The 24,201-nt window shown below is 68.9% G+C and carries 24 protein-coding genes; 16 read left to right on the top strand and 8 right to left on the bottom strand.

Annotation, left to right across the window (positions count from 1 at the left end; genetic code table 11):
* From C447_RS08070 to C447_RS08055, 4 genes are all read right to left on the bottom strand, one after another.
* Positions 1-425 (bottom strand): coenzyme F420-0:L-glutamate ligase (locus tag C447_RS08070; protein WP_007692715.1); only part of this gene is annotated, 425 nt, incomplete at its 3' end.
* A gap of 63 nt (positions 426-488) precedes the next feature.
* On the bottom strand, positions 489-1,055 hold the full coding sequence (locus C447_RS08065) for an SCP2 sterol-binding domain-containing protein (RefSeq protein WP_007692708.1): 567 nt from the start codon (positions 1,053-1,055) through the stop codon (positions 489-491).
* A 164-nt stretch (positions 1,056-1,219) separates the two neighbouring features.
* Positions 1,220-3,154: an aconitate hydratase gene (locus C447_RS08060; RefSeq protein WP_007692706.1), complete on the bottom strand. Its 1,935-nt coding sequence runs from the start codon at positions 3,152-3,154 to the stop codon at positions 1,220-1,222.
* Between the two features lie 78 nt (positions 3,155-3,232).
* Positions 3,233-3,940 carry a TOBE domain-containing protein gene (locus C447_RS08055; protein ID WP_007692704.1) on the bottom strand — a complete coding sequence of 236 codons (708 nt, stop codon included), beginning with the start codon at positions 3,938-3,940 and terminating at the stop codon, positions 3,233-3,235.
* Between the two features lie 63 nt (positions 3,941-4,003).
* On the opposite strand from C447_RS08055, the gene C447_RS08050 reads away from it, so the two are divergent.
* From C447_RS08050 to C447_RS08005, 10 genes are all read left to right on the top strand, one after another.
* Complete coding sequence (locus C447_RS08050) at positions 4,004-4,945, top strand: extracellular solute-binding protein (protein WP_007692702.1); 942 nt, start codon at positions 4,004-4,006, stop codon at positions 4,943-4,945.
* The gene (locus tag C447_RS08045; RefSeq protein ID WP_007692699.1) at positions 4,914-5,732 is read left to right on the top strand and encodes a molybdate ABC transporter permease subunit; all 819 of its coding nucleotides are present in this window, start codon (positions 4,914-4,916) and stop codon (positions 5,730-5,732) included. Before C447_RS08050 ends, C447_RS08045 begins: the two co-directional genes overlap by 32 nt.
* Positions 5,729-6,775, top strand: coding sequence for an ABC transporter ATP-binding protein (locus tag C447_RS08040; protein WP_007692698.1), 1,047 nt, complete (start codon positions 5,729-5,731; stop codon positions 6,773-6,775). Before C447_RS08045 ends, C447_RS08040 begins: the two co-directional genes overlap by 4 nt.
* A 56-nt stretch (positions 6,776-6,831) precedes the next feature.
* Complete coding sequence (locus C447_RS08035) at positions 6,832-7,038, top strand: hypothetical protein (protein WP_007692696.1); 207 nt, start codon at positions 6,832-6,834, stop codon at positions 7,036-7,038.
* A gap of 44 nt (positions 7,039-7,082) precedes the next feature.
* Positions 7,083-8,387, top strand: a complete 1,305-nt coding sequence (locus C447_RS08030; RefSeq protein WP_007692694.1) for a Single-stranded DNA binding protein — start codon at positions 7,083-7,085, stop codon at positions 8,385-8,387.
* Positions 8,384-10,273: a hypothetical protein gene (locus C447_RS08025; RefSeq protein ID WP_007692692.1), complete on the top strand. Its 1,890-nt coding sequence runs from the start codon at positions 8,384-8,386 to the stop codon at positions 10,271-10,273. The genes C447_RS08030 and C447_RS08025 overlap by 4 nt, the downstream gene beginning before the upstream one ends.
* The gene (locus C447_RS08020) at positions 10,273-11,052 is read left to right on the top strand and encodes a metallophosphoesterase (RefSeq protein ID WP_007692690.1); all 780 of its coding nucleotides are present in this window, start codon (positions 10,273-10,275) and stop codon (positions 11,050-11,052) included. The genes C447_RS08025 and C447_RS08020 overlap by 1 nt, the downstream gene beginning before the upstream one ends.
* 39 nt (positions 11,053-11,091) lie before the next feature.
* Positions 11,092-13,929: a DEAD/DEAH box helicase gene (locus C447_RS08015; RefSeq protein WP_007692689.1), complete on the top strand. Its 2,838-nt coding sequence runs from the start codon at positions 11,092-11,094 to the stop codon at positions 13,927-13,929.
* 101 nt (positions 13,930-14,030) lie between these two features.
* Entirely contained in the window at positions 14,031-15,431 is a 1,401-nt protein-coding gene (locus C447_RS08010; protein WP_007692688.1) for an aryl-sulfate sulfotransferase, read from the top strand.
* A 102-nt stretch (positions 15,432-15,533) separates the two neighbouring features.
* Positions 15,534-15,974 carry a DUF5518 domain-containing protein gene (locus C447_RS08005; protein WP_007692687.1) on the top strand — a complete coding sequence of 147 codons (441 nt, stop codon included), beginning with the start codon at positions 15,534-15,536 and terminating at the stop codon, positions 15,972-15,974.
* Positions 15,975-16,025: 51 nt separating this feature from the next.
* On the opposite strand, the gene C447_RS08000 is transcribed toward C447_RS08005, so the two are convergent.
* Positions 16,026-18,167 (bottom strand): CDC48 family AAA ATPase, encoded by a 2,142-nt coding sequence (locus C447_RS08000; RefSeq protein ID WP_007692686.1) that lies wholly within the window; start codon positions 18,165-18,167, stop codon positions 16,026-16,028.
* A 98-nt stretch (positions 18,168-18,265) separates the two neighbouring features.
* Here C447_RS08000 and C447_RS18765 point away from each other — a divergent pair, with 98 nt between their 5' ends.
* Positions 18,266-18,400, top strand: a complete 135-nt coding sequence (locus C447_RS18765) for a DUF7128 family protein (protein WP_007692685.1) — start codon at positions 18,266-18,268, stop codon at positions 18,398-18,400.
* Between the two features lie 31 nt (positions 18,401-18,431).
* On the opposite strand, the gene C447_RS07990 is transcribed toward C447_RS18765, so the two are convergent.
* Positions 18,432-19,067 carry an SOUL family heme-binding protein gene (locus tag C447_RS07990; RefSeq protein WP_010612048.1) on the bottom strand — a complete coding sequence of 212 codons (636 nt, stop codon included), beginning with the start codon at positions 19,065-19,067 and terminating at the stop codon, positions 18,432-18,434.
* 22 nt (positions 19,068-19,089) lie between these two features.
* Here C447_RS07990 and C447_RS07985 point away from each other — a divergent pair, with 22 nt between their 5' ends.
* Complete coding sequence (locus C447_RS07985) at positions 19,090-19,491, top strand: hypothetical protein (protein WP_007692683.1); 402 nt, start codon at positions 19,090-19,092, stop codon at positions 19,489-19,491.
* Between the two features lie 36 nt (positions 19,492-19,527).
* Here C447_RS07985 and C447_RS07980 read toward each other — a convergent pair whose 3' ends face one another.
* Complete coding sequence (locus tag C447_RS07980) at positions 19,528-20,370, bottom strand: SDR family oxidoreductase (RefSeq protein ID WP_007692682.1); 843 nt, start codon at positions 20,368-20,370, stop codon at positions 19,528-19,530.
* An 86-nt stretch (positions 20,371-20,456) separates the two neighbouring features.
* On the opposite strand from C447_RS07980, the gene C447_RS07975 reads away from it, so the two are divergent.
* Genes C447_RS07975 through C447_RS07960 form a run of 4 tightly spaced genes read left to right on the top strand, consistent with a single transcriptional unit; the run spans position 20,457 to position 23,191 of the window.
* Entirely contained in the window at positions 20,457-21,230 is a 774-nt protein-coding gene (locus C447_RS07975; protein WP_007692680.1) for an SDR family NAD(P)-dependent oxidoreductase, read from the top strand.
* A gap of 56 nt (positions 21,231-21,286) precedes the next feature.
* The gene (locus tag C447_RS07970; RefSeq protein WP_007692678.1) at positions 21,287-22,453 is read left to right on the top strand and encodes a thiolase domain-containing protein; all 1,167 of its coding nucleotides are present in this window, start codon (positions 21,287-21,289) and stop codon (positions 22,451-22,453) included.
* Positions 22,450-22,803: a Zn-ribbon domain-containing OB-fold protein gene (locus tag C447_RS07965; protein WP_007692676.1), complete on the top strand. Its 354-nt coding sequence runs from the start codon at positions 22,450-22,452 to the stop codon at positions 22,801-22,803. Before C447_RS07970 ends, C447_RS07965 begins: the two co-directional genes overlap by 4 nt.
* A gap of 55 nt (positions 22,804-22,858) precedes the next feature.
* Positions 22,859-23,191, top strand: a complete 333-nt coding sequence (locus C447_RS07960; RefSeq protein ID WP_007692674.1) for a BsuPI-related putative proteinase inhibitor — start codon at positions 22,859-22,861, stop codon at positions 23,189-23,191.
* Here C447_RS07960 and C447_RS07955 read toward each other — a convergent pair.
* Entirely contained in the window at positions 23,188-24,117 is a 930-nt protein-coding gene (locus C447_RS07955; RefSeq protein ID WP_007692672.1) for an NAD-dependent epimerase/dehydratase family protein, read from the bottom strand. The two genes, C447_RS07960 and C447_RS07955, sit on opposite strands and share 4 nt — an antisense overlap.
* Between the last annotated feature and the right edge of the window lie 84 nt (positions 24,118-24,201).

Here is a 24,201-nt window from a genome sequence, read left to right as displayed (position 1 = left end):
GCCCGCTCAGAGATGTGTATAAGAGACAGGCTCTCGCTCGGGCGCTTCGGAAGCAGGAGGATGTCGTTGTCGGGGACGTTCGAGCGGTCGATCCCGGCGTTGACGCAGACGTGGCCGAACCGGGTTTCGGTCAGGAGGAAGGGCGCGTCCATCAGGAGGTCCGTGCTCTCTTCGAGGACGGCCTGGGCGAATCGGGGGTCCTTCTCCTCGCCCGCGAGGTCGCCGAGCCGGTTCGCGATCTCGGTCGCCCGCGGACCCGCCGGGAAGTCGTCGAGGTCGTAGGCCCGGCCCTCGGCCTTCGAGACGACCGTGCTCGCGACGCAGACGATGTCGTCGGGCCGGAGGTCGACACGCTCGGTGATCATCCCCGCGAGGTCGTCGCCCGCGCGGACCTCGGGGATGTCGGGGACTGCGGTGACGTTCATGAGCGGGGTCGGACGGGGCCGTACTTCCGTACTTCGGGTCGAGCGGGCGCGGAACGCCGTGTGTCAGTCGGGCAGTTGGTTCGACAGCCCGTTCAGGATCGGGGCGAGTTTGGTCGCCGTCCCCATCGACCCATCTAGTTCGAACTGCCCGCGCATGAACCCCGTCATCGGGTCGACGTCGCCGGTGACGAGGCCCACGAGCACGTCGGCCGGCCCGGTGATCGTGAGGTCGGCGTCGTCGAGCTGGCCCGCGCCGCCGGTGATGGTCTCCTCGTCCTCGTCGACCCGGAGGTGGCCCTCCATCGGGCAGTCGTCGGCCTCGAAGTTGGTCGTGATGTTCTCGGTGATCTGGTCTTTGACCTCGGGGTTCTGCTCGACCATCACCCGCATCCCCGACCAGAGGAGCTCCTGGAACTGGTCGGCGGTCTCGGGGTTCTCGGTGACGAACGAGGCGACGTCCATCCCCTCCATCCGCGAGAGGATGTCGGCCATCACCTGGGGGTGTTCGCGAACGAGGTCGTCGGTCCGGCCCTCCACGTCCGAGAGGATCCCGGGGAGGTCCGCTTCGAGGGCGTCCTGGTCCTGTTCGAGCGAGTCTTCGATCCGGTCGACGAGTTCCTGGTCTACCATGGGTTTGGGGGTCGTCCGTGCGACGGACGACTGTATCCCATCGTAGCGATGGCAAGACGATGGCGCTTCGTCGCGGTACAACGGGCGCTTTGTACCGCGACCCGCGATGGTTCGCCGTGGTCGGTCGCCAGCGACGGCGCGGTCGGACGCACCGACGCCGGCCCTCAGTTCTTGTACTCCTCGATGAGTCCGCCCTGCAGGACGACGTCGACCTGGCGCGGGCTCAGGCTGTGCTCGGCCGTGAACTCGGTGTCCCGAGTCGTGTTTCGCACCGTGACCTCGGTTCCTTCTCGCATCTCCTCGCGGACGTCGGGGAGTTCGAGTTCGTCACCCTGTTCGATCGCCTCGTAGTCGTCGCGGTCCGCGAATTCGAGCGGGACGATCCCGAAGTTCACGAGGTTCTGCCAGTGGATGCGGGCGTAGCTCACCGCGAGCGCGGCGCGCATCCCGAGGTGGTAGGGCGCGAGCGCGGCGTGTTCGCGCGAACTCCCCTGGCCGTAGTTCGAGCCGCCCACGACCAGCCACGGCGCGCCCGCGTCCTCCGCGCGTTTGTAGAACTCTTGTTCGACCTGGTCGAAGACCCACTCGCTGATCTTCGGGATGTTCGAGCGGTAGGGGAGCACCTCCGACCCCGCCGGCATGATCTCGTCGGTCGAGATGTCGTCGCCGACCTTCATCAACACCGGCCCCGAGATGGCGTCGGGAACCGTCTCGAACTCGGGGAGCGACTTCACGTTGGGCCCCTTCTCGAGGTCGCCACCGGGGTTCTCGGGCGGAGGACTCAGCGCCGAATCGTCGACGATGATCTCCTCGGGTTCCTCCCAGTCGGGGTAGCTCATGTCGTGGGTGTCTTCGAGGGTTCGCGGGTCGGTGATCTCGCCAGCGAGCGCGCTCGCGATCGCGGTCTCGGGGCTACAGAGGAACACGCTGTCCTCGCGGGTGCCCGTTCGACCGGGGAAGTTCCGGGGGACGGTCCGGAGGCTGTTGCGGCCGCTCGCGGGGGCCTGTCCCATCCCGATACACCCGTTGCAGCCCGCCTGGTGGACCCGCGCGCCGCTCGCGTAGAGCATCGTGAGGTAGCCCTCGGCAGTGAGGTTCTGGAGCATCTGGCGCGAGGTGGGATTGACGTCGAAGCTCACCTCGGGCGGGACCCGGTGGTTCTCGGCGATCATCGCCGGGACGGCGAAATCGCGGAGACCGGGATTCGCACTCGACCCGATGTAGCCCTGATAGAGCCCCTCACCTGCGACCTCGGTGACGGGCACCACGTTGCCCGGGCTCGACGGTTTCGCGATCATGGGCTCGATCGCGGAGAGGTCGATATGCTCGGTGACGTGGTACTCCGCGTCGTCGTCCGCACGGAGCTCCGAGAAGTCCTCCTCGCGTTCCTGTTGGCTGAGGAAGTCTCGAACGGCCTCGTCGGCGGGGAACACGGTTGACGTCGCACCCAATTCGGTGCCCATGTTGGCGATCACGTGCCTGTCCATCGCGGTGAGGGAATCGAGGCCCGGTCCGTGGTACTCGATTACGCGACCGACCCCGCCGTCGACGTCGTGGCGGCGGAGCATCTCGAGGATGACGTCCTTCGCGCTACACCAGTCGGGGAGCTCCCCCTCCAGCTCGACGCCCCAGACCTCGGGCATCTCGACGTGATAGGGCTCGCCGGCCATCGCCATCGCGATGTCCAATCCCCCAGATCCGATGGCGAGCATCCCCATCGCGCCCGCCGCGGGGGTGTGCGAATCCGACCCCAGCAGCGTCTTGCCGGGGATCCCGAAGCGCTCCTGGTGGACGGGATGGGAGACCCCGTTGCCGGCGGGCGAGTACCACACACCCCACTTCTGACACGCGCTCTTGAGGAAGAGGTGGTCGTCGGGGTTCTTGTTGTCCTCCTGGATCAGGTTGTGGTCGACGTACTGCGCCGAGAGCTCGGTCCGGACCTCGTCGACCGCCATCGATTCGAGTTCGAGCATCACCATCGTTCCCGTCGCGTCCTGGGTCAGCGTCTGGTCGATCTCGATGGCGATCTCCTCGCCGGGTTCGGTCTCGCCCTCGACGAGGTGTGCTTCGATGATTTTCTCGGTTATCGTTCCTGACATACCCTTCGAGTACGGGCCCCGTTCTCATTACCCTTCTGACGAGTTCTCCCGCCGGTGGGAGTTCGACGAGGACCCAGCCTACGGGTCTTCGGTGTCGGCGTGACTGTCGGGGAACGCCCGCGTCGCGGTGGCCTTGAAGGAGGCTACGACGTCGGTTCCCGGGGCGAGGTCGAGGGTGTCGACGCTGGTCGTCGTGACGAGCACGGCGAGCGGACTCCCGGCACCGACGTCGAGCACGACGCGCGCGAGGGTTTCGCCCGGTTCGACCGCCGTGACGCGCCCCGCGAACCGGTTGCGGGCGCTGGTGTCGTCCTCGGGGAGGCTCTCGGGTGGATGGAGCGTGACGGCGTCGGCGCGGATCACGACCCGGACCGCGACGGCGTCCGCGGGCACGATGGCGCGGACGGGCCCCGCCGCCGTCTCGACCGTGGCGAGTTCGCCGTCGCGCTCGACGACCGTTCCCGGAAGAACCGTCTCCTCGGCCTCCGCGACGCCGGTGAACTCGACTTCGAGCCGCTCGAACTCGGCGAGGAGGTCGCGGGCGGTGTCGGTGAGCCGGCTCCCGCCGCCGCCCGAGCCCCCGCGCTGGCGCTCGACCAGCGAGCCGAACGCGTCCTCGAGTTCGACCACCCGGCGCTGCGAGCGCGAGTACGACCGCCCGAGCGCCGCCGCGGCGGCGTTGAGCGAGGCCTGGTCGTCGACGGCTTCGAGCAGCGCCGCGTCCCGGGCGGTGAACGCCACGCCCGAACGCTGGAGCCGCGCGTCGAAGCCGGCGTGGTTGGTCATGAGCGAGGTTCGACCGACCCGAGCAAAACCCTTATCACCGATCTCCCCGACTTCGATATGTCCATGCCGGAACAACGCAGGTCGCGTCGCGCGTTTCTCGCGAGCGCGGCCGGGGTCGGCGTCGCGCTCGCCGGCTGTTCGAGCGCGTCCGGAAGTGCGTCGAGGGGGACGGGCGCGACGGACGGGTCGGGATCCGGGCCGGTGTCGGTTCTCTCGGCCGGGAGCCTCGAACTCGCCTTCGGCAAGGGGCTCTCGGAGGCAGTCGATACCGACCTCCGGGTCGAATCCCACGGCTCCTCGACCGTCGCCCGGCTGGTGAGCGAGGGCCAGCGCGACCCCGACATCGTGGCGCTGGCCGACACCGCGCTGTTCGATGGGCCGCTCCACCCCTCGTGGTACTCGGTGTTCGCGAGCAACGCGGTCGTGATCGCCTACAACCCGAACACCGAGGCGGGCGAGCGCCTCGGGGAGGCCGGCCCGGAGAACTGGTACGACGTCCTGCTCGACGAGGACGTGACCCTCGGGCGGACCGACCCCACCCAGGACCCGCTCGGCTACCGCGCGCTCTTCACCCTCGAACTCGCCTCGCGGTACTACGACGACGCGAACGACCTCAGGGAGCGGATCCCGGAACGCGACCAGATCTACCCCGAGACGGGATTGATCTCCCAGTTCGAGTCGGGGAACGTCGACGCCGCGGTCGCCTACCGCAACATGGCGGTCGAGCGCGACTACGACTACATCGACCTCCCCGACCGGATCGACCTCGGGAACCCGAAGTACGAGGACGACTGGTACGCCACCGTGTCGTACACCGCCCCGAGCGGCAAGACGACGAAGGGGGGCCTGATCGGCTACGGGTCGACCGTCCGAGACGTGAACCCAACGACGAAGGCGGTGTTCGAGACGCTGACCACCGGGGACTACCTCGAAGCGTACGGCTTCGAAGTCCCGGCGAGCTATCCGGAGACCCATGGCAACCCACCCAGCGCGTTCGCGGAGTGAGCGCGCCGGGGCCGGTCGGCCGGACTGGCTCGCGGTCGCGCTGGGGCTCGGCGGCCTCCTCTGTCTGTTCTATCTCGTGCCGGTCGTCTCGCTGTTCCTCTCGGTGTCGCCCGCCGACCTCGTGGCCCGCCTCGGCGAACGGGAGATAGTCGGTGCCGCGCGGACCACGCTGCTCTCGGCGTCGGTCACGACGGTCGTCGCGACGGCGTTCGGCCTCCCGCTGGCCTACTGGCTCGCCCGCGCCGAGGGTCACTGGACGACCGTCGTACTCGGCGCGGTCGTCCTGCCGCTCGTCCTGCCGCCGACGGTCGGCGGGATCGTGCTCCTGACCGTCCTCGGGCCGAACACCGCGCTCGGGGGGGCCGCGACGGCGGCCGGTTTTCAGCCCTACCGCTCGTTCCTCGGGGTGGTGCTCGCCCAGACGTTCGTGGCGTCGCCGTTCGTGGTGGTGACGGCGAAGGCGGCGTTCGAGGCCGTGCCACGGGAGCTCGAACACGCCTCGCGCTCGCTCGGGAAGGGCCGGTGGACCACCGCGCTGCGGGTGACGTTGCCGCTCGCCGCCCCCGGCATCCTCGCCGGGATGACGCTGACGTTCGCGCGCGCGATGGGCGAGTTCGGCGCGACCATGATGGTCTCGTACTACCCGATGACGCTGCCGGTCAACATCTGGACCTCGTTCAACGCGCTCGGCCTCGACGGCGCGTACCCCGTCGCCGTCGTGCTCGTCGTCCTCTCCGTGGTCGCGCTCGCGCTGCTCAACACCCTCGCCGCCAACCCGTGGGAGTGAGCCTGGCGCTCGACGGGGTGGTGAAATCCTACCCCGACTTCGAACTCGGGCCGATCGACCTCGACGTCGGGAGCGAAGTGCTCGCGGTGCTCGGGCCCTCCGGCTGTGGCAAGACGACGCTGCTCTCGGTCGTCGCGGGGATCGTCACGCCGGACGCCGGTCGGGTCAGCCTCGACGGTGCGGACCTCACCGGTCGGCCGCCCGAAGAGCGCGGGACCGTGCTGGTCTTTCAGGACGGCGCGCTCTTTCCCCACCTGACCGCCCGCGAGAACGTCGCGTACGCGGCGGACTCGCCGGATCGAGTCGCCGACCTCGCCGAAACCCTCGAGATCGAGGACGTACTCGACCAGCCCGCGGACACGCTCTCGGGCGGCGAGCGCCAGCGGGTCGCGCTCGCGCGCTCGCTCGCCGCCGACCCCGACGTCCTCCTGTGCGACGAACCGCTCGCCAACCTCGACGCGCCGATCAAACGCCGGCTCCGCCGCGAACTCCGCCCCCTCCTGTCGTCGCTCTCGATCCCGGTGCTCTACGTCACCCACGACCAGCGCGAGGCGACGGCGCTCGGCGACCGCCTCGCCGTCGTCGAGAACGGTCGGATCCACCAGACCGACGCCCCCGAAGCGGTGTTCGCCCGGCCCGCGACGCCGTTCGTGGCCTCGTTCACCGGGAGCACCAACCTGTTCCGCGCCGAGGTGGTCGACACGGGCGCGAAGGCCGTCCTCGACTGGGGTGGCCGAACGATCGAGGTGCCGAGCACGGACCACGCGGTCGGGACGACCGTCGACTTCTGCATCCGACCCGAGTACGTCGGAATCGCCGACGGGGCTGGCGCGGAGAACGTCGTCGCCGGCACCGTCACGAACCACGTCTTCGAGGGGGACCAGCACCTCCTGACCGTCGCGCCCGACGGCGGAACCACCGACGTGGTTCGGGTCAGGCTGTCGCCGCCGACCTACGACGGCCTCGACCGTTCGACCGGTGACCAGGTCCGGCTCTCGCTGCCGCCGGAAGCGATTCACGTGATCGGCGAACGGTCCGTCTGATCGGTTCCAATCGAGACGAGCCGAACAGCCATACGCGACCGGATCGGAGGGGTCTCATGGCAGCCGACGACGCCGACCCGGCGTGTCCGGTCTGCGGGGCCGCCTACGAGTCGGTCTCGACACACGATTCGGGACTGCTGGTGAACCTCCTCGACAACGAGCGCTACCGTCGGATCTGTTTCGAGCCCTTCGCCGGTGACGCGGAGGAGCCATTGATTCGGTTCTTCCACCACACCCACGCACAGACCGCGCTCGACCCCTGACCGTGGCGAGAACCCTTTAGTTCGCGCCGGTCGAAGGGCGAGTGATGACGCTCGACGACCATGCCGAGGAGCTCGCCTCCGACCTCGGCGTTGACAAAGAGGAGGTCAAAGCGGACCTCGCGAACCTCGTGGAGTACAGCGTTCCGGTCGAGGAGGCGAAGGCCAGCCTCCGCCGGAAGTACGGCGAGAGCACCACCAGTGGCGAACCCACCGGCAAGGAGATCGCCGAGATAGCGACGAGCGACTCGGCGGTGACGGTGACGGGCCGGGTCCTCACCGTGGGCAAGCGCTCGATCCGATACCAGGGCGACGACCTCGTGATCTTCGAGGGCGAGGTCGCCGACGAGTCGGGGACGATCTCCTACACCGCGTGGGAGGACTTCGACCTCTCGCCGGGCGACTCGATCGAGGCGGTCGGTGCCGGCGTCCGCGAGTGGGAGGGCAAGCCCGAACTCAACCTCGGCTCCGAAACCGGCGTCTCGTTCGTCGACACGATCGACGTACCCTACGAGGTCGGCGGCGACACCGAACTCGCCGAACTCGCGCCGGGCGACCGCGGTGTGGCGCTCGACGTCCGGGTCGTGGAGGTCGAGACCAAGACCATCGACGGCCGCGACGGCGAGACCGAGATCCTGAGCGGCGTGCTCGCCGACGGTTCGGGGCGGCTGCCGTTCACCGACTGGGACCCCCACTCCGAGATCGAGACGGACGCCTCCATCCGAATCGAGAACGCCTACGTCCGGGAATTTCGAGGAGTGCCCTCGGTGAACGTCTCCGAGTTCTCGACGGTGACGCCGCTCGACCACGCGGTCGAGGGCGGCGAGGGCGCGCCGACGATGTCGATCCGCGAGGCGGTGACCTCGGGCGGGATGTTCGACGTCGAGGTCGTGGGCAGCCTGCTCGCGGTCCGCGACGGCTCGGGGCTGATCCAGCGGTGTCCCGAGTGCGGTCGGGTCGTCCAGCGCGGCCAGTGTCGCGCCCACGGCGACGTCGACGCCGAGGACGATCTCAGGGTGAAAGCGATCGTCGACGACGGGACGGCCTCAGTGACGGCGGTGCTCGGCACCGACCTCACGGCCGAGGTCTACGGCGGCGACATCGACGACGCCCGCGAGGCCGCGCGCGAGGCGATGGACCAGGAGGTCGTGGCCGATTCGATCCGCGAGTCGGTGGTGGGACGGACGTTCCGCGTGCGGGGAACGCTCTCGATCGACGACTACGGCGCGAACCTCGACGCGACCGAGTTCGGCCCGAGCGAGGACGACCCGGTCGCCCGTGCCCACGGGCTGCTCGACGGCGGTGTCGGTGAAACGGGTGACGCCGCGGCGGCCGGGCGGGTGGGCGAATGAGCACTACCCCTCGACCAGAGCGCGAGACCGCCTACCGGCTGTTCGCGGCGGAGTTCGACGACGCGAGCCTCTCGTACGCCGAGAGCGACGAGGAGCGCGCGCCCAACTACGTGGTGACGCCGACCGGCGCGCGGGTCAACCGGCTGTTCGCCGTCGGCGTCCTCACCGAGATCGAGGCCGTCAACGACTCACAGCTCCGCGCGCGGGTGGTCGACCCGACCGGGGCGTTCGTGGTCTACGCCGGCCAGTACCAGCCCGAGGCGCTCTCCTTCCTCGAAAGCGCGAGCCCACCGGCGTTCGTGGCCGTCACGGGCAAGGCCCGAACCTTCCAGCCGGAGGACTCCGACCGGGTGTTCACCTCCGTGCGGCCCGAGACGCTCAGCGAGGTCGACGCCAGTACTCGAGACCGGTTCGTCGTCGACACCGCCGAACGAACGACCGAACGCGTCGCGACGATGCGCGAGGCGCTCTCGCGCGCCGAGCGCGACGACGACCTCCGGACGGCGCTCGAAGACGAAGGGACCGAGATCGGGCTCGCGGCCGGGGTCCCGCGGGCGATCGCCCACTACGGGACGACGGCCGAGTATCTCGACGCCGTCGAGACGATGGCGCTCGACGCGGCGGGCGTCGTCGCCGGCGAACGCGAGGAGGTCGCGCCGCTGGACGTCCCGCCCGGAACGGGTAGTGTCGAGGGATCGACCGAGCGAACGACGTCGACGGGGACCGACGAGTCGGCTACCGCCGAGGGGGTCGATTCCACTGGCGAAACCGATTCCGCCGGCGTGACCGATTCCACCGACGGGACCGACTCCGTCGATTCGTCGACGGCGACGACAGCCATCGAGGACGATTCGGGATCCGGTGTGGAGGCCGACGACGCGGCGACGACCAGCGAGGACGGTACGGAGCCGGACGTGGAAGCCGTCGAGGGCGAAGTGACGACGGGTAGCGAGACCGATACGGAGTCCAACGTTGGAACCGACGACGCGGCGACGACGGCCGACGATGGCGAGCCGGCCATCGACGTTGAATCGGAACCCGACGCCGAACCGGCCGACGATTCGCCGTCGGAAGTCGAGACCGACTCCGACGGGGAAGCCGTCACCGGAGCGGAACCGAGTGCCGGGACGGACGATTCGGGGCGCGAGCCCGCGTTCGAGGGGTCGACACCGGACGACGGAGGAGACGATTCGGTCGATCCCGTCGACGTCGATGGGACCGATGCGGATACCGACGCGTCCGACGGATCCACGGTCGAGGCGGACCTCGACAACCCCGAGGAGTTCGAACTCGACGACGAGGTTCGCGAGCAGGTCGAGAACGAGTTCGGCACCGAGTTCGAGACCGCCGCCGACGTCGGCGGGCCGGGGGAGGCGGACATCGAGACCCCGACGCCCGAGACGGCGGAGTCGGCCGACGAGGCATCCGCCGCCGACCGCGAAGACGGAGGCGACGACGACGACGAATCGGCGGTCGCTGCGGGGACGGAGCCGGCGGACGAGGGCGATCCGGGGGTCGAGGCCGATTCCACCGACCCCGCCGACTCGGCTGTGGACGCCGCGACCGAGGAACCCGCCGCAGCCGACGAGTCGAGCGAGGACGAGGTGCTCGACGACGGACCGGCCGGTGACGAGCCCGCCGATACCGAACCGACCGACGACGATGGAGGGATGGACGAGCCGGCAGAGACGGCCGACCCCGAGGAGGCCGTGGTGGCGGTGATGCAGGAACTCGACGACGGCAGCGGGGCGGACCGCGAGGCGGTCGTCGACCGGGTGGTCGAGGAGTACGGTCTCACGGCCGCCGAGGCCGACGACGGGATCCAGAGCGCGCTGATGAGCGGCGAGTGTTACGAGCCCGACGACGACACCCTCAAACCCATCTGATGGGGCGGGCCGACGAACGCCCCAGTCAAATCGAGCCGGTGCCCGGCGAACCGGCGGCGGTCGTCCGCGCCGGCGGCGAGCGCGTCCTCTGCGTGGCCGACTACCACGCGGGGCTCGAAGCCGCGCTTCGGTGGGACGGCGTCTCGCTCCCGAGCCGGGCGACCGAGCGGCGCGAGCACCTCCTCTCGCTGGTCGAGTCCACCGCCGTCGAACGTGTGGCCGTCCTCGGCGACCTCGCCCACGCCATCGGGGATTCGCGGGGTCCGGAACGCGACGAACTCGAAGCCCTCTTCGAGGCGCTCGTCGAGCGCGTGGCCGTCACGGTCGTCAAGGGCAACCACGACGGCGCGATCGAGTCGGTGACCGATGGGATCGACGGCGAGATCGCGGTGACGTCGACGGGCGGGGTCCGGGTCGGGGACGTGGGGTTCGCACACGGCCACACCTGGCCCGCGAGGAGAGTGCTCGAAGCCGACGTGGTGTGTGTCGGCCACGACCATCCCGCAGTACGACTCGAAGACGACGTCGGCGGGACGCGAGCCGAGCGGGTGTGGCTCCGCGGGCCGCTCGATCCCGATCCCTTCAGAGAACACTACGACGAAGCCCTCGACATCACGGGCGAGCTGGTGGTGTTCCCGGCGTTCAACGACCTCTCCGGCGGGACGTGGGTCAACGTCGAGCAGCAGGAGTTCCTCGCGCCGTTCCTGCCCGACGGGCTCGCCGAGGGCGAGGCGTATCTGCTCGACGGCACGCGGCTCGGGGCCTACCGAGAGGTCTGAGGCGGTGGTCTTAATCGGGTCGCGGTCGTAGGGGATCCAATGGCAGAGAGCGAGGCCGCCGGCGGTTCTGCGGCCTTCACACACCTCGGGACACAGGTCCGGACGGCGCTCTCCGAACGGGGGTTCGAGACCCCGACGGAGCCACAGCGAGCCGCCATCCCGCCGCTCGCCGACGGGAAGGACGGGCTGGTGATCGCGCCCACCGGGACCGGGAAGACCGAGACCGCAATGTTGCCGGTGTTCGACGCGCTCGCCGGCGAGGAGCGCTTCGGGATCGGCGCGCTCTACATCACCCCGCTCCGCGCGCTCAACCGCGACATGCGCGACCGGCTCGACTGGTGGGGAGAGCAGTTGGGGCTCGACATCGACGTCCGACACGGCGACACCACGCAGTACCACCGCCAGCAGCAGGCGAACGACCCGCCCGACGTGCTGGTGACGACCCCCGAAACCCTCCAGGCGATGCTGACGGGCGAGAAGCTCCGGAAAGCCCTGTCGGACGTCTCGCACGTCGTGATCGACGAGGTTCACGAGCTCGCGGCGTCGAAACGCGGAGCCCAGCTCACGATCGGGCTCGAACGCCTCCACGAGCTGTCGGGGCCGTTCCAGCGGATCGGCCTCTCGGCGACCGTCGGCGACCCCGGCGAGGTCGGGAAGTTCCTCACCGGGGGTCGGGGATGCGAGATCATGGAGGTCGACGTCGGCAGCCGGCTCGATGTCCGGGTTCGCGAACCCCGGATCACCGACGAGGACGAAACCCTCGCGGGGAAACTCGCGAGCGACCCCGACCTCGCGAGCCACGTTCGGGCGATCCGGGATCTGGTGACCGAGAACGAGTCGACCCTGGTCTTCGTCAACACCCGACAGACCGCGGAAGCGCTCGGGTCACGATGTAACGCGCTCGACCTCCCTATCGGTGTCCACCACGGCTCGCTCTCGAAGGAGGCCCGGATCGAGGTCGAGGACGCGTTCAAGGCTGGGGAGTTGGATGGATTGCTCTGTACCTCCTCGATGGAACTCGGTATCGACGTGGGCCGGGTCGACCACGTGATCCAGTACCAGAGCCCACGCGAGGTCGCCCGCCTCCTCCAGCGGGTCGGGCGGGCGGGGCACCGCTCCGACAAGCTCTCCTCCGGGACCGTGCTCACGACACGGCCCGACGACACGCTCGAAGCCCTCGCGATCTGTCGGCGGGCCCACGAGGGGCTGGTCGAACCCGCCGAGATCCACCACGGGAGCCTCGATACGGTGGCGAACCAGATCGCGGGAGCGGTGATGGATTTCGGCGAGATCAGCGCCAGGAAGACCTACGACCTCGTCACGCGGGCCTACCCGTTCCGCGACCTCACGGCGGACGACTTCCGGGACGTCGTGCGCGAACTCTCGGACAACCGGATCCTCTGGCTCGACGAGGAGCTCGACAGGCTGGAGAAATCCGGCGGAACGTGGCAGTACTTTTACGCCAATCTCTCGATGATCCCCGACGAGGAGACCTACACCGTCTCGGACGTGGCCTCCGGGCGGGCCATCGGCACGCTCGACGAGCGGTTCGTGGTCAACTTCGCGGGCCCGGGCGAGACGTTCATCCAACGGGGGGAGATGTGGCGGATCGCGGAGGTCGACGACGAGGAGAGCGAGGTGAAGGTCAGCCCGATCGAGGACCCGACGGGAGAGGTCCCCTCCTGGACCGGCAGCGAGATCCCGGTGCCGAAACCCGTCGCGGGCGAGGTCGGTGAGGTCCGCGGCTGGGTCGGCGAGGCGTTCGAGTCCGGCGAATCCCGGTCGGCAGTGGCGGCCGACCTCGCCGACCGGTATCCCACCGACGAGTACACCGCGGGCGAGGCGCTCGACCCGCTCGAAAAGCAGGTCGAGTCTGGGAGCCCGATGCCGACCGACGAGCGGGTGGTGGTCGAGTACGAGCCCCGCTCGGTCGTGGTGAACGCCTGTTTCGGCCACACCACGAATCAGACCCTCGGTCGAGTGCTCTCGGCGTTGTTGGGCCAACAGACGGGCTCGTCGGTGGGACTGGAGATCGACCCCTACCGGATCGAACTCGACGTCCCGCGCGGGGTCTCGGGCCCGGATATCGAGGGCGTGCTCCGCGGGACCGAACCGGAGCACGTCGCGGGGATCATCGAACTCAGCCTCAAGAACTCGGACGCCCTGAAGTTCAAGCTCGCCCAGGTCGCGGCGACGTTCGGCGCGCTCCAGTCCTGGCGCGGAAATAGAAAATTCGGCCGGGACCGCCTCCTCGCGGCGCTCGATGACACGCCCGTCTACGACGAGGCCGTCCGCGAGATCTTCCACGAGGACCTCGCGATCGAGCCAACCGGCGAGGTGCTCTCGGGGATCCGGGACGGGGAGGTCGAGGTCGTCCTCCACACCGAGCACACCCCCGTTGGAATCGACGGTCGGTCGTCGGGTCGGGAGCTGCTCGCACCCGAGAACGCCGACGCGAGCGTGATCGACACGGTCCGGGAGCGGATCCAGGAGGACCGAATGCTGCTGTTCTGTCTCCACTGTCAGGAGTGGGACCGCACCCAGGAAGTGAGGCGGGTCCCCGACCAGCCGGAGTGTCCGTTCTGCGGTTCGACTCGTATCGCGGCGCTCAACCCGTGGGCCGAGGAGGTCGTCGAAGCGGTCAGGGCCGACGAGAAGGACGACGAGCAGGAAAAACAGACGAAGCGGGCCTACCAGGCCGCGACACTGGTCCAGAGCCACGGCAAACAGGCCGTCATCGCGCTCGCCGCCCGCGGGGTCGGTCCCCACAACGCCGCGCGGATCATCGCCAAACTCCGGGAGGACGAAGACGACTTCTACCGGGATATCCTCTCCCAAGAGCGCCAGTACGCCCGGACCCAGTCCTTCTGGGATTGAGGTGTCGTCGAACTGGGTTCCCGTCGTGGGGTCGCCGGCGACCGCGCATGTGACCCATCGGCATCCGTAACGGCTATGCGGCGATCCCGACAGAGGTCTGCATGGCCGGCCTTCCACCGCGTCGTTGGCTCGTCCGGGGGGTGCTGTCGGCGGTCCTCGTCGTGCTGGTCGCGTTCAGCGGCGTAGCGACGCTCACGTACGACGAGCCCACGCTGCGGGCCGGCGTCACGAACGTCACCCCGGGGAGCGAGACGGTGATATCGAGCCAGGGCTGGCACACTCAGGGTATCTCGCTGTCGAACCGCCCGGCACAGCTCGTCTCGGTCGACCGTTCCGGGGCGGTGAGTTGGATCTACAACGGGACGGAGAACACCACGAACTGGTTCTACGACGTCGACCCGCTCCCGAACGGTAACCTGCTCGTCGTGAACCCGGTCGAAGAGGAGACGGTGGTCTACGAGTTCGATCCGGAGACCAAAGAACGGGTCTGGACCGAACGGTTCGACAGCCCCGACATCCACGACATCGACCAGATCAACGGCGACGAACTCCTCGTCGCGGGCATCAACTACGACACCGGCGAGACGAGCAACGACAGCGTCTTCGTCTACAACCGGACCACCGAGAACGTGACCTGGCGCTGGCGGTTCGCGAACCACTACCCGGACGGGGCCGGGCCGGGGGTCGACGCGAAGGACTGGACCCACGTCAACGACGTCGACGAGTTCGACGACGGCGAGTTCCTGGTCTCGGTCCGGAACATGGACCAGGTGATCGCGGTCAACCGCTCGACGAAGCGAATCGAGATGCGTCTCGGGGAGGACGACGACCACTCGGTCCTCTACGAACAGCACAACCCGACCTACCTCGAAAGCGCGAACGGCACACCCACGATCCTCGTGGCCGACTCCGAGAACGACCGGATCGTGGAGTACGAACGGGCCGGCGGGCCGGCGGGCAACGGCACCTGGGAGCGGACCTGGACGCTCTCGGGCAACCTCAACTGGCCGCGCGACGCCGACCGACTCGCCAACGGGAACACCCTCGTCGTCGACTCGATGAACAACCGGGTGATCGAGGTCACGCCCTCCGGCCAGGTCGTCTGGGAGATGCACGCGCCGTGGGCGACCTACGACGCCGAGCGCGTGGCCCAGGGCGACGAGGCCGGTGGCCCGACGATGACGGACCAGAACGCGACCGGCAACGCCACGCTCCACGGCGGGAGCCATCCCGGAAACGACCTCCCGTCCGTACCGGCCGTCGTCGGCGGGGTGGCCGGCGTGACGCCGGTGTCCGGTGAACTCACCGAACTCGCGACGCGCTGGAAACACGTCGCGCCGTGGCTCAAACCCGTCTGGCTCCCGACCTGGGCCTTCTCGGTTCTCGGGGTCGGGCTCCTCGTCGCGCTCGTCTGGGCGCTCGGCGAGGGGGTCTACCAGCGCCGTCGGATCCGGCGGCGGGTGGGGCGGTCGGTCGGCCGGGTTCGAGATCGGCTGTCGTGACAGTGTCCCGGGTCGAGCCGGCTTCGTGACCGATCGAGAGGAGTTCGGGTCTTCGTCGTCCTACCGGTATTTATTGTTCCGACTACTCAACAGTGGAAACGAATGGTGTTCGACGGTGGCTCCGCCGGTCGATACGAGTCGTGGAAATACGCTCTTCTCGGAGGTGTGGTTTCGGTTCCATTCACAGTCGTCGTCCACGTAACGACGAGCTCGGGGATCGAGTTCTCGTCCGGAACGATGGTTCTCGGTGGCGGGGTAGCTGGATACCTCGCCGAACGCGGCGCGGGGGATGCGGGATTCACGGGTGCTCTCGCGGGTGCTATCGGTAGCCTTCCGCTCCTTCGATGGTGGTCGACGACGTTCGCGTATATCCCGTTTCGATATGTTCCGTGGACAGAGGTCCCCTCACGGATCGCGTACCTCTCCGTGCTGAGCCTGGTCGTCTTTCTCGGCTCCGTACTTGCCGGATGGCTCGGTGGACGCCTCGGTGGATGGCTGTCACGGAGTGTTCGGTGTTCGAAAACGTCCGGCACGGAGAGCTAGACGGTCGAACACGAACGGAAACGGTGTAAGGAGTAGCGGGTGAAAGATCGCCTACTCGAACGTCGGCGTCACCGACTCGCGGGCGGCCGCGAAGTGCTCGTCGGTGATCAGGATCTCGTCGGCGTGGGTGGTGGCTTCCTCGGGGTCGTACTCGCTCGCGACCTCGCGGATCGCGGCCATCGACGCGGTTCGACAGAGCGCCTCGATGTCCGCGCCGGAGTAGCCCACCGAGTTCGCGGCCAGGGCGTCGAGATCCACGTCGCCGAGCGGTTTGTCCTGCGTGTGGACGTCGAGGATCGCCCGACGGGCGGCCTCGTCGGGGGCGGGCACCTCGACGTGGGATTCGATTCGACCCGGGCGCAGGAGGGCCGGATCGATGGCGTCCTTTCGGTTGGTGGCGGCGAGCACCATCAGGTTCGGGTTCTCGGCGAGGCCGTCGATCTCCGTGAGGAGCTGGGAGACCACGCGTTCGGTGACCTCGTGGGTCTCACCGCGTCCGCCCGCGATGGCGTCGATCTCGTCGAAGAAGACGATCGCCGGGGCGGCCTGGCGGGCACGGGCGAAGACGTCCCTGATCGCTTCCTCCGACTGACCGACGTATCGACCGAGGAGTTCGGGGCCCGCTACCGAGATGAAGTTCACGTCACTCTCGCCGGCGAGCGCCCGCGCGAGCAAGGTCTTTCCCGTACCTGGCGGGCCGTAGAGCAGCACTCCGGCCGGCGGGTCGGTCGCCGTGGCCTCGAACAGCGCCTCGTACGAGAGGGGCCACTCGACGGCCTCGGTGAGGGTGGCCTTCGCGCCGTCGAGCCCGCCCACGTCCTCGAAGGTCGTGTTGGGGGTCTCGGCGACGTACTCGCGCATCGCGGAAGGGTCGACGGCCGCCATCGCGGTGTCGAAGTCCGCGCGCGTGACCTCCATCGCCACGCCCTCCTCGCGCCGTCGGAGCGCGGCCATCGCGGCCTCCACCGAGAGGGAATCGAGGTCCGCGCCGACGAAGCCGTGGGTCCGGGCCGCGAGCCGGGAGAGCGAGACGTCGTCGGCCAGCGGCATCGAGCGGGTGTGGACTTCGAGGATCTCCTCGCGACCCTCCGCGCCGGGCACGCCGATCTCGATCTCGCGGTCGAACCGACCGCCCCGACGGAGCGCGGGGTCGATGGCGTCCACGCGGTTGGTCGCGCCGATCACGACGACCTGGCCTCGATCCTCCAGCCCGTCCATCAGCGTGAGGAGCTGGGCGACCACCCGCGTCTCCATGTCGGCGTCGTCGCCGCGGGCCCCCGCGATCGAGTCGATCTCGTCGATGAACACGACGGAAGGCGCGTTTGCCTCCGCGGTGTCGAACGCCTCGCGGAGCTTCTCCTCCGACTCGCCCTTGTACTTCGAGACGACCTCCGGCCCGGAGATCGTCGTGAAGTAGGCGTCGACCTCGCCCGCGACGGCCCGCGCGATGAGGGTTTTGCCCGTGCCCGGCGGCCCGTAGAGCAACACGCCCGAGGGCGGGTCGATCCCGAGTTCGTGGAAGAGCTCGGGTTCCGAGAGCGGGAGTTCGATCATCTCCCGGATCTGGTCGAGCTCGTCGTCGAGCCCGCCGATGTCCTCGTAGGTCACCCGCGGGGTCGCGTCGGCGGTGTCCGCGGCGGGGGTCGGACTCGTCTCCGTCGTGTCGGTCCCACCGGTGCTCGTGGACGATTCCGCCCGCCCTCGGAGGGCCACCGTGGTGTCCTCGGTGACGCGCACGGTGCCGTCGGGCGTGGTGGACTCGATCCCGAGCGGTTCGGTCCCGAGCCGTTCGATCCGGAGCCGTTCGCCCGCCTGTATCGGCCGGTCGAGCAGCGCGCGCTTCACCAGCGCCGAGAGGTCCGCGCTCGAGTCCAGCCGTCCGGGGACGTCGATCGTGACCCGGTCGGCGTCGGCCACCGCGATCGGCGAGACAGTGACGGTGTCGCCGACGTTCACCCCGGCGTTCCGACGGGTGTCGGCGTCGATCCGGACCGCCCCGCCCGAGAGGTCACCGCTGGCGGGCCAGACCTTCGCGACGGTGGCGCTCTGCCCCCGAACCACGACCGTATCGCCGCTCAGCACGGAGAGCGCCCGGCGAGCGGGCTCCGGGAGGCGCGCGACCCCGCGGCCCGCGTCGCGTTTCTGTGCCCCCTCGACCCTGAGTTCGACGCCGGCGGCGTCCCCATCCGACATATACCCGAACGACGGGGAGCGACCGTCTTCAGCGTTCTCACTGACGGATCCCGACCGGGGGCGAACACTCATACTCACGCATCGCCGAGCCACCCCCTATGGTGGTCGAGACCGTGCGCGACGACATGACGTGGCACGAATGCGAACACTGCGGGCTGATGTTCGACGACGAAGAGGAGGCGAGACAGCACGAGGAGCGGTGTGACGCCGAGGAGCCGAACTACCTGCAATAACGGTGAAAGCGCCGTTAGCGGAAACCGAGGTTCACCACTCGACTTCGACGGCGACCTCGTTCGTTCGGAGGAACGGCGGGACGCTCGGGTCGTCGTACCCGAGGCTGAACGGCTCGCCGACGGGCGTCAGCTCGCTCCCGTCGAACGCGTCGAGGAGTTTCGACTCCTGACGGCGCGTCCGCCAGTCGAACGTCCACCACGAGAAGCGCCGCGCCGCCACCGACCGCGGGGGTTCGACGACGAGCGAGACCGCCGAGTGGGCCGGTCGCGGCGCGGTGTTCGGGGTGTACTCGGCGGGGAGGTAGAAGGCCATCCTGACTCCATCCCGGCTGTCGTCGTCGATTCGGACCGGTGCGGTCATCGATACCTCCTCGCCCGCGTCGTCCTGGCGGACCGGCGCGGTCATCGAGACGTCCGACCCGGAGTCGTTCGCGCCCTGGATGTAGTCGAAGAGCCGGAGGAACGCCTCACGACCCGACGAGCCCGTGGTCTCGGCCCGGACGAGTTCGGGATACCGCCGGACCTCGGTTCGGTCGTCGATCGTCCGTTCGACGACGTACTCGACTTGCTCGGCCGATCGGGATCGTAGAAGTCCGAAGGCGCTCCAGAGCGCGAGGCCGCCCCCGACCGCCGCCGCGCCGACCAGCCCGAGTCGTGCTCGATTCATGCGTTCCATAGGACGCGCACGGATGAAGCCCTGTCGTCCGGCGATCGGACTCGCCGACGACCCGGTTCGCGTCGTCACCCGCGCGGTTTCACCCCCGACGTTTTGTCGAGCGCCGCCGTTCGTCAACGACGTGAGCGACTCACCCGCCGTCGGCGACCACCTCCGACCGGTCGACGGATCCCGACCTGCTGGCATCTACCGCGTCGTCGGGGCCGGCGACCCGCTCGCCCTGCTCCGGGTGACCGACGAGCAGGATCGCCGGCGGGCGACCGGTGAACTCGTCTCGGTTCCCCGCGAGTCGCTGTTGGGGTTCGAACCCGCGGCCGACCCCGACGCGGGGTTCACACCCGTCGCGTGGGTTCGTGGCCTCCTCTCGGGAAGCTACTGGGGGCTCAGGATGGTGCTCGACCGATTCCGGTCGTGACGGCGGTGGAGAACCGAGCGCGTTCGGTTCCCGAGGTCAGGGCCGCTCGTACTCGGGATCGAACAGCTGCGCCGAGAGGGGCTGTGGGTCGCCGTCGGTGACGTTGTACGGGGAGAAATCGGTGACACCCGCTTCGCGGAGGATCGCCTCGTCGTAGAGTGTGTGCCCCGAGAAGTCGGGCTCGCGGTCGAGGAGTTCGCACGCCGCGTCGGCGGCGATATCGGGTGTCCGCCAGTCGTCTTCCGTGCCCATCCCGAAGTAGCGCGAGGCACGGGTGTCGATGATCGTGACCGGCCAGAAGCAGTTCGCGGCCACGCCAGTCCCCCGGAGTTCGGCCGCGACCGAGAGCGTCACGAACGTCATCCCGAGCTTCGACCAGGCGTAGGCCGCCTTCCCCGGCGCGCGGTCCATCGTCACCGGCGGCGCGTTGGTGAGGACGTGACCCCCGTGTTCCTTGAGATGGGGCAGGAACGCGCGGATCGTGAGGTAGGTCCCTCGGACGTTGACCTCGTTCAGGAGGTCGAAACGGTCCGCCGGGAGGTCCGCGACGTTCGCGAGCTGGATCGCGCTCGCGTTGTTGATCACGACGTCGACCTCGCCGAAGACCTCGATGGCCTCCTCGGCGGCGGCCTCGATTTCTTCGGGACTCCGGAGGTTCAACTGGATCGCGTGGGCGTCGACGCCGCGCTCCTCGCACGCGGCGGCCGTGTCGTGGATGGTTCCCTCCAGGTCGCTCTCCGAATCGTCGACGGTCTTCCCGGTCGAGACCACGTTACAGCCCGCCTCGGCGAGCGTGAGGGCGATCCGCTTACCGATCCCGCGCGTGGTACCGGTGACGAACGCCGTCCGCCCGGTGAGGTCGGGTAACTGAAACGACATGGGTCGTGATCGGTGGGTGTCGACTTAAGGCCACCCGTGGCCACTCTGCAGCCCGGACTTATGGCATTGCCCCGCCTGATCCCGGTATGAGTGAACCAGGGCTCGACCGCTTCTCGCTCGACGGTCGCGTGGCGCTCGTGACGGGAGCCAGTCGCGGTATCGGCGAGGCGATAGCCGTGGAGCTGGCGGCGGCGGGCGCGAGCGTGGCGGCGCTCGCACGCTCCGAGGACGACCTCGACGCGACCGTCGAGCGGATCGAATCGGCGGGCGGAGAGGCGATAGCGTGTCCGGCGGACGTCACCGACGAAGAGGAGGTGACGGTGGCGTTCGACGCGGCGGAAGCGCTCGGGCCGGTCGACGTGCTGGTGAACGACGCCGGCACCAACCCCTTCTTCGGCGACGCACGCGACCTCGACATCGAGACCTGGGAGCGGATCCTCTCGGTGAACCTCACCGGCGCGTTCCGGTGTGCGGCGGCGTTCGGGCGGCGGGTCGGCGAGCGCGAGGGGACCGGCGCGGTGGTCAACGTCGCGAGCGTCGGCGGGGTGGTCGGCCTCCCCTACCAGACGCCCTACGTCGCTTCGAAGCACGCGATGGTCGGGATGACCCGGACCCTCGCGGTCGAGTGGGCCCCCGAGATCCGGGTCAACGCGCTCGCACCGGGCTACGTCGAGACGGCGTTCACCGCGGGAGTCCGTGAGAACGACTCGATCTACGAGGACCTCCTCGATGAGATCCCACAGGACCGCTTCGCCGACCCCGAGGAGGTCGCCGGCGCGGCGGTCTATCTCGCGAGCGACGCGGCGTCGTACACCACCGGCGAGGTCCACGTCGTCGACGGTGGCTACGCGGCCCACTGACACGGTTTACGGGCGGTCCGGCAGGTCTTTGTGTCTCCGACCCTTGATAAACCCCGATGACACGAGCAAGCGTCGTCGGCGCGGACATGACGACGTTCGGCGTCCACGAGCGCACCCTCACGGAACTGTTCGCGACGGCGGCGCTCGGCGCGTACGACGACGCCGGCGTGGGTCCCGACGACATCGACGCCCTCTACTTCGGCAACGCGATGGGCGGCCAGACCGAGAACGACACCCACCTCGCGCCCGCGGTGGCCTCCCAGATCGGGCTCGCGGGGATCCCCTGTCAGCGCTTCGAGGACGCGTGTGCGACCTCCTCGAACGCGTTCAAGAACGCCGTCGAGGCGGTCGAGGCGGGCGTCCACGACACCGTTCTGGTTGGCGGCGTCGAGCGCTGCACCCCCGAGACCGGTCTCGGCACCGGGGAGATGACGCGGATCTTCGCCTCGGCCTCCGACCGCTACTACGAACAGCCCACTGGGCTCACGTTCCCCGGCGTGTTCGCGCTCCTCACCAAACGCCACATGCACGAGTACGGGACCACCGAAGAACAGCTCGCCCACGTCGCGGTCAAGAACCACGCCAACGGCACCCGGAACCCGAACGCCCACTTCGGGAAGGAGATCAGCGTGGAGGACGTCCTCGACTCCCCCGTGGTCGCCGACCCGTTCCGGCTGATGGACTGCTGTCCGTTCTCGGACGGCGCGAGCGCCGTCGTCGTCACCAGCGACGACAACGCGGACTCGTTCGACGAGCCCGTGGACGTCGGCGGGGTCGGCCACGCGACCGACATCGTGCCGTTGAGCGCGAAACCCGTGATTCAGGCCACCCAGGCCGCCCGCGACGCTGCGAGTCAGGCCTACGACCAGGCCGGGACGAGCGCCGACGGGATGGACTTCGCGGAGGTCCACGACTGCTTCACGGGAGCCGAAGTGATGGCGAGCGAGGCCATCGGCTTCTTCGAGGACGGCGAGGGTGGTCCGGCCGCCGCCGAAGGCCGCACCGCGATCGACGGCGACCGGCCGATCAATCCTTCGGGCGGGCTGAAGGCGAAGGGCCATCCGATCGGTGCCACGGGCACGGGCCAGATCGTCGAACTCACGGAGCACCTCCGGAACAACGCCGGCGAGCGCCAGATCGACGGGGCCGAACGCGCCGTCGCGCACAACCTGGGTGGCGACGCCGCCACCACCGTCGTCTCAGTGATGGAGGTCCGCGAATGAGCCTCAGCCACGCCGAGTGGGTCGACGCGCTCCGCGACGGCGACCTCCTCGGGGTCCGGTGTCCGGACTGCGGGACGGTCTACGGCACGCCCTTCGCGGTCTGCAACGAGTGCGGGAGTCGGGACGTGGAGACGACCGAACTCCCGACCGAGGGCGAGGTCTACACCGAGACCACGGTAGAGGTCTCGCCGACGGGGTTCGAGGCCCCCTACCAAGTGGGAATTATCCAACTCGACGGCGCACGGGTCACCGGCCGGCTCACCGGCGAGGTCGGGATCGGCGACCGCGTGGTCCTCGACGGCGTGCTCGAAGCGAACGACGAGGTCGCGCCGGTCTTCGCGGCCGAGTAGGGTCGTTGGAACGCCACGACCCGACGTTTTTGCCGGCGCGCACTAACGTCCGCGTATGGCGCTCGTCGGAACCCTCGACCTTCTGACGAACCCCGACCGGGTCTCGTTCGCCTTCACCGTCGAGAACGACGGGGACGAACCCGTAACGCTCTCCTTTCGCGACGCACGGACCGCCGACTTCGTCGTGCTCGATGGGGAAGACGAACGCTGGCGGTGGTCGGATGAAAAGGTGTTCGCACAGATGCTTCGGTCGACGGAACTCGTACCCGGCGACGCTGTGACCTACGACGGCGAGTGGTCGGAGCCGGAGCCGGGCACCTACACCGCGGTGGCGATCCTCGAAGCCGAAGAGTTGGACTGCGAGGCCCGGGCTGCGTTCTCCGTCTAAGTGATCTCGTCGATGAGTTCGCGCGCGCCGCGCCGGACCGCCTCGTCGCTCGACAGTTCGGGCTCGTAGCCGAGGTCGGTGAGCTTCTCGACTGCGAGGCGCATCTTCGGGACGTCGCCGGTCCAGCCACGGTCGCCGCCGGTGTAGGAGTACTCGGGGTCGACCCCCATCTCGTCGGCCACGATGTCGGCGATATCCGTCACCGAGGTCGTGGTTCGCGTCCCGAGGTTGTAGGTGTTCATCGGTTTATCAGTACTCTCCACGACGTGACGGACCGCCTCGACACAGTCCGAGACGTGGAGGTAGGACTTCTCCTGACGACCGTCCCCGAGGATCTCCAGTTCGTCGGGGTTCTCGTCGAGCTTTTCGATGAAGTCGGGGACGACGTTGCCGCGCTGGTTCGGGCCGACGATGTTGGCGAAGCGGTAGAGCCAGACGGTGAAACCGTGGGAGTGAGCGTAGGTCGAGAGGAGGCCCTCGTCGGCGAGCTTGCTCGCGCCGTAGATCGAGATAGGTTCGAGCGGCGCGTGGTCCTCGGGGGTCGGCATCGGTGCCTCCCCGTAGACGGTCGAGGAGGAGGTGAAGGCGACGTTCGAGACGCCGACCTCGTCCATGCGTTCGAGGACGTTGTAGGTCATCGCGCCGTTCTCCTCGAAGAGCCGGCGCGGGTCCGCGTAGTTGGTGTCGGTGTAGGCCGCGAAGTGGAAGACACAATCGAGGTCCGAAGTGATAGCCTCGGCGACATCGTCCTCGCTTGTCATGTCGGCCTCGACGAACTCGGCTCCCTCGGGAACCCGTTCACGGTCGCCCTTCGAGCAGTCGTCGGCCACCACGACCTCGTTGTCGTCGAGAAGCCGACCCGCGAGGTGGGAGCCGACGAGTCCCGCCCCGCCCGTGATGAGCACCCGTTTGTCGGTGAGGTTCATGTCCCGAATGCCGAGTCGTGGAGTATGGCTCTTGCGGTCCCAGCGGCCCGGATCCGCCGCGGGTCGCGGGATTTATGCGCGCCG

Origin of the sequence: Halococcus hamelinensis 100A6, assembly GCF_000336675.1 — an archaeon.
GTDB lineage: Archaea > Halobacteriota > Halobacteria > Halobacteriales > Halococcaceae > Halococcus > Halococcus hamelinensis.
Note: the sequence above shows the minus strand (reverse complement) of the source record. Positions and strands in the feature narration are given on the sequence as shown.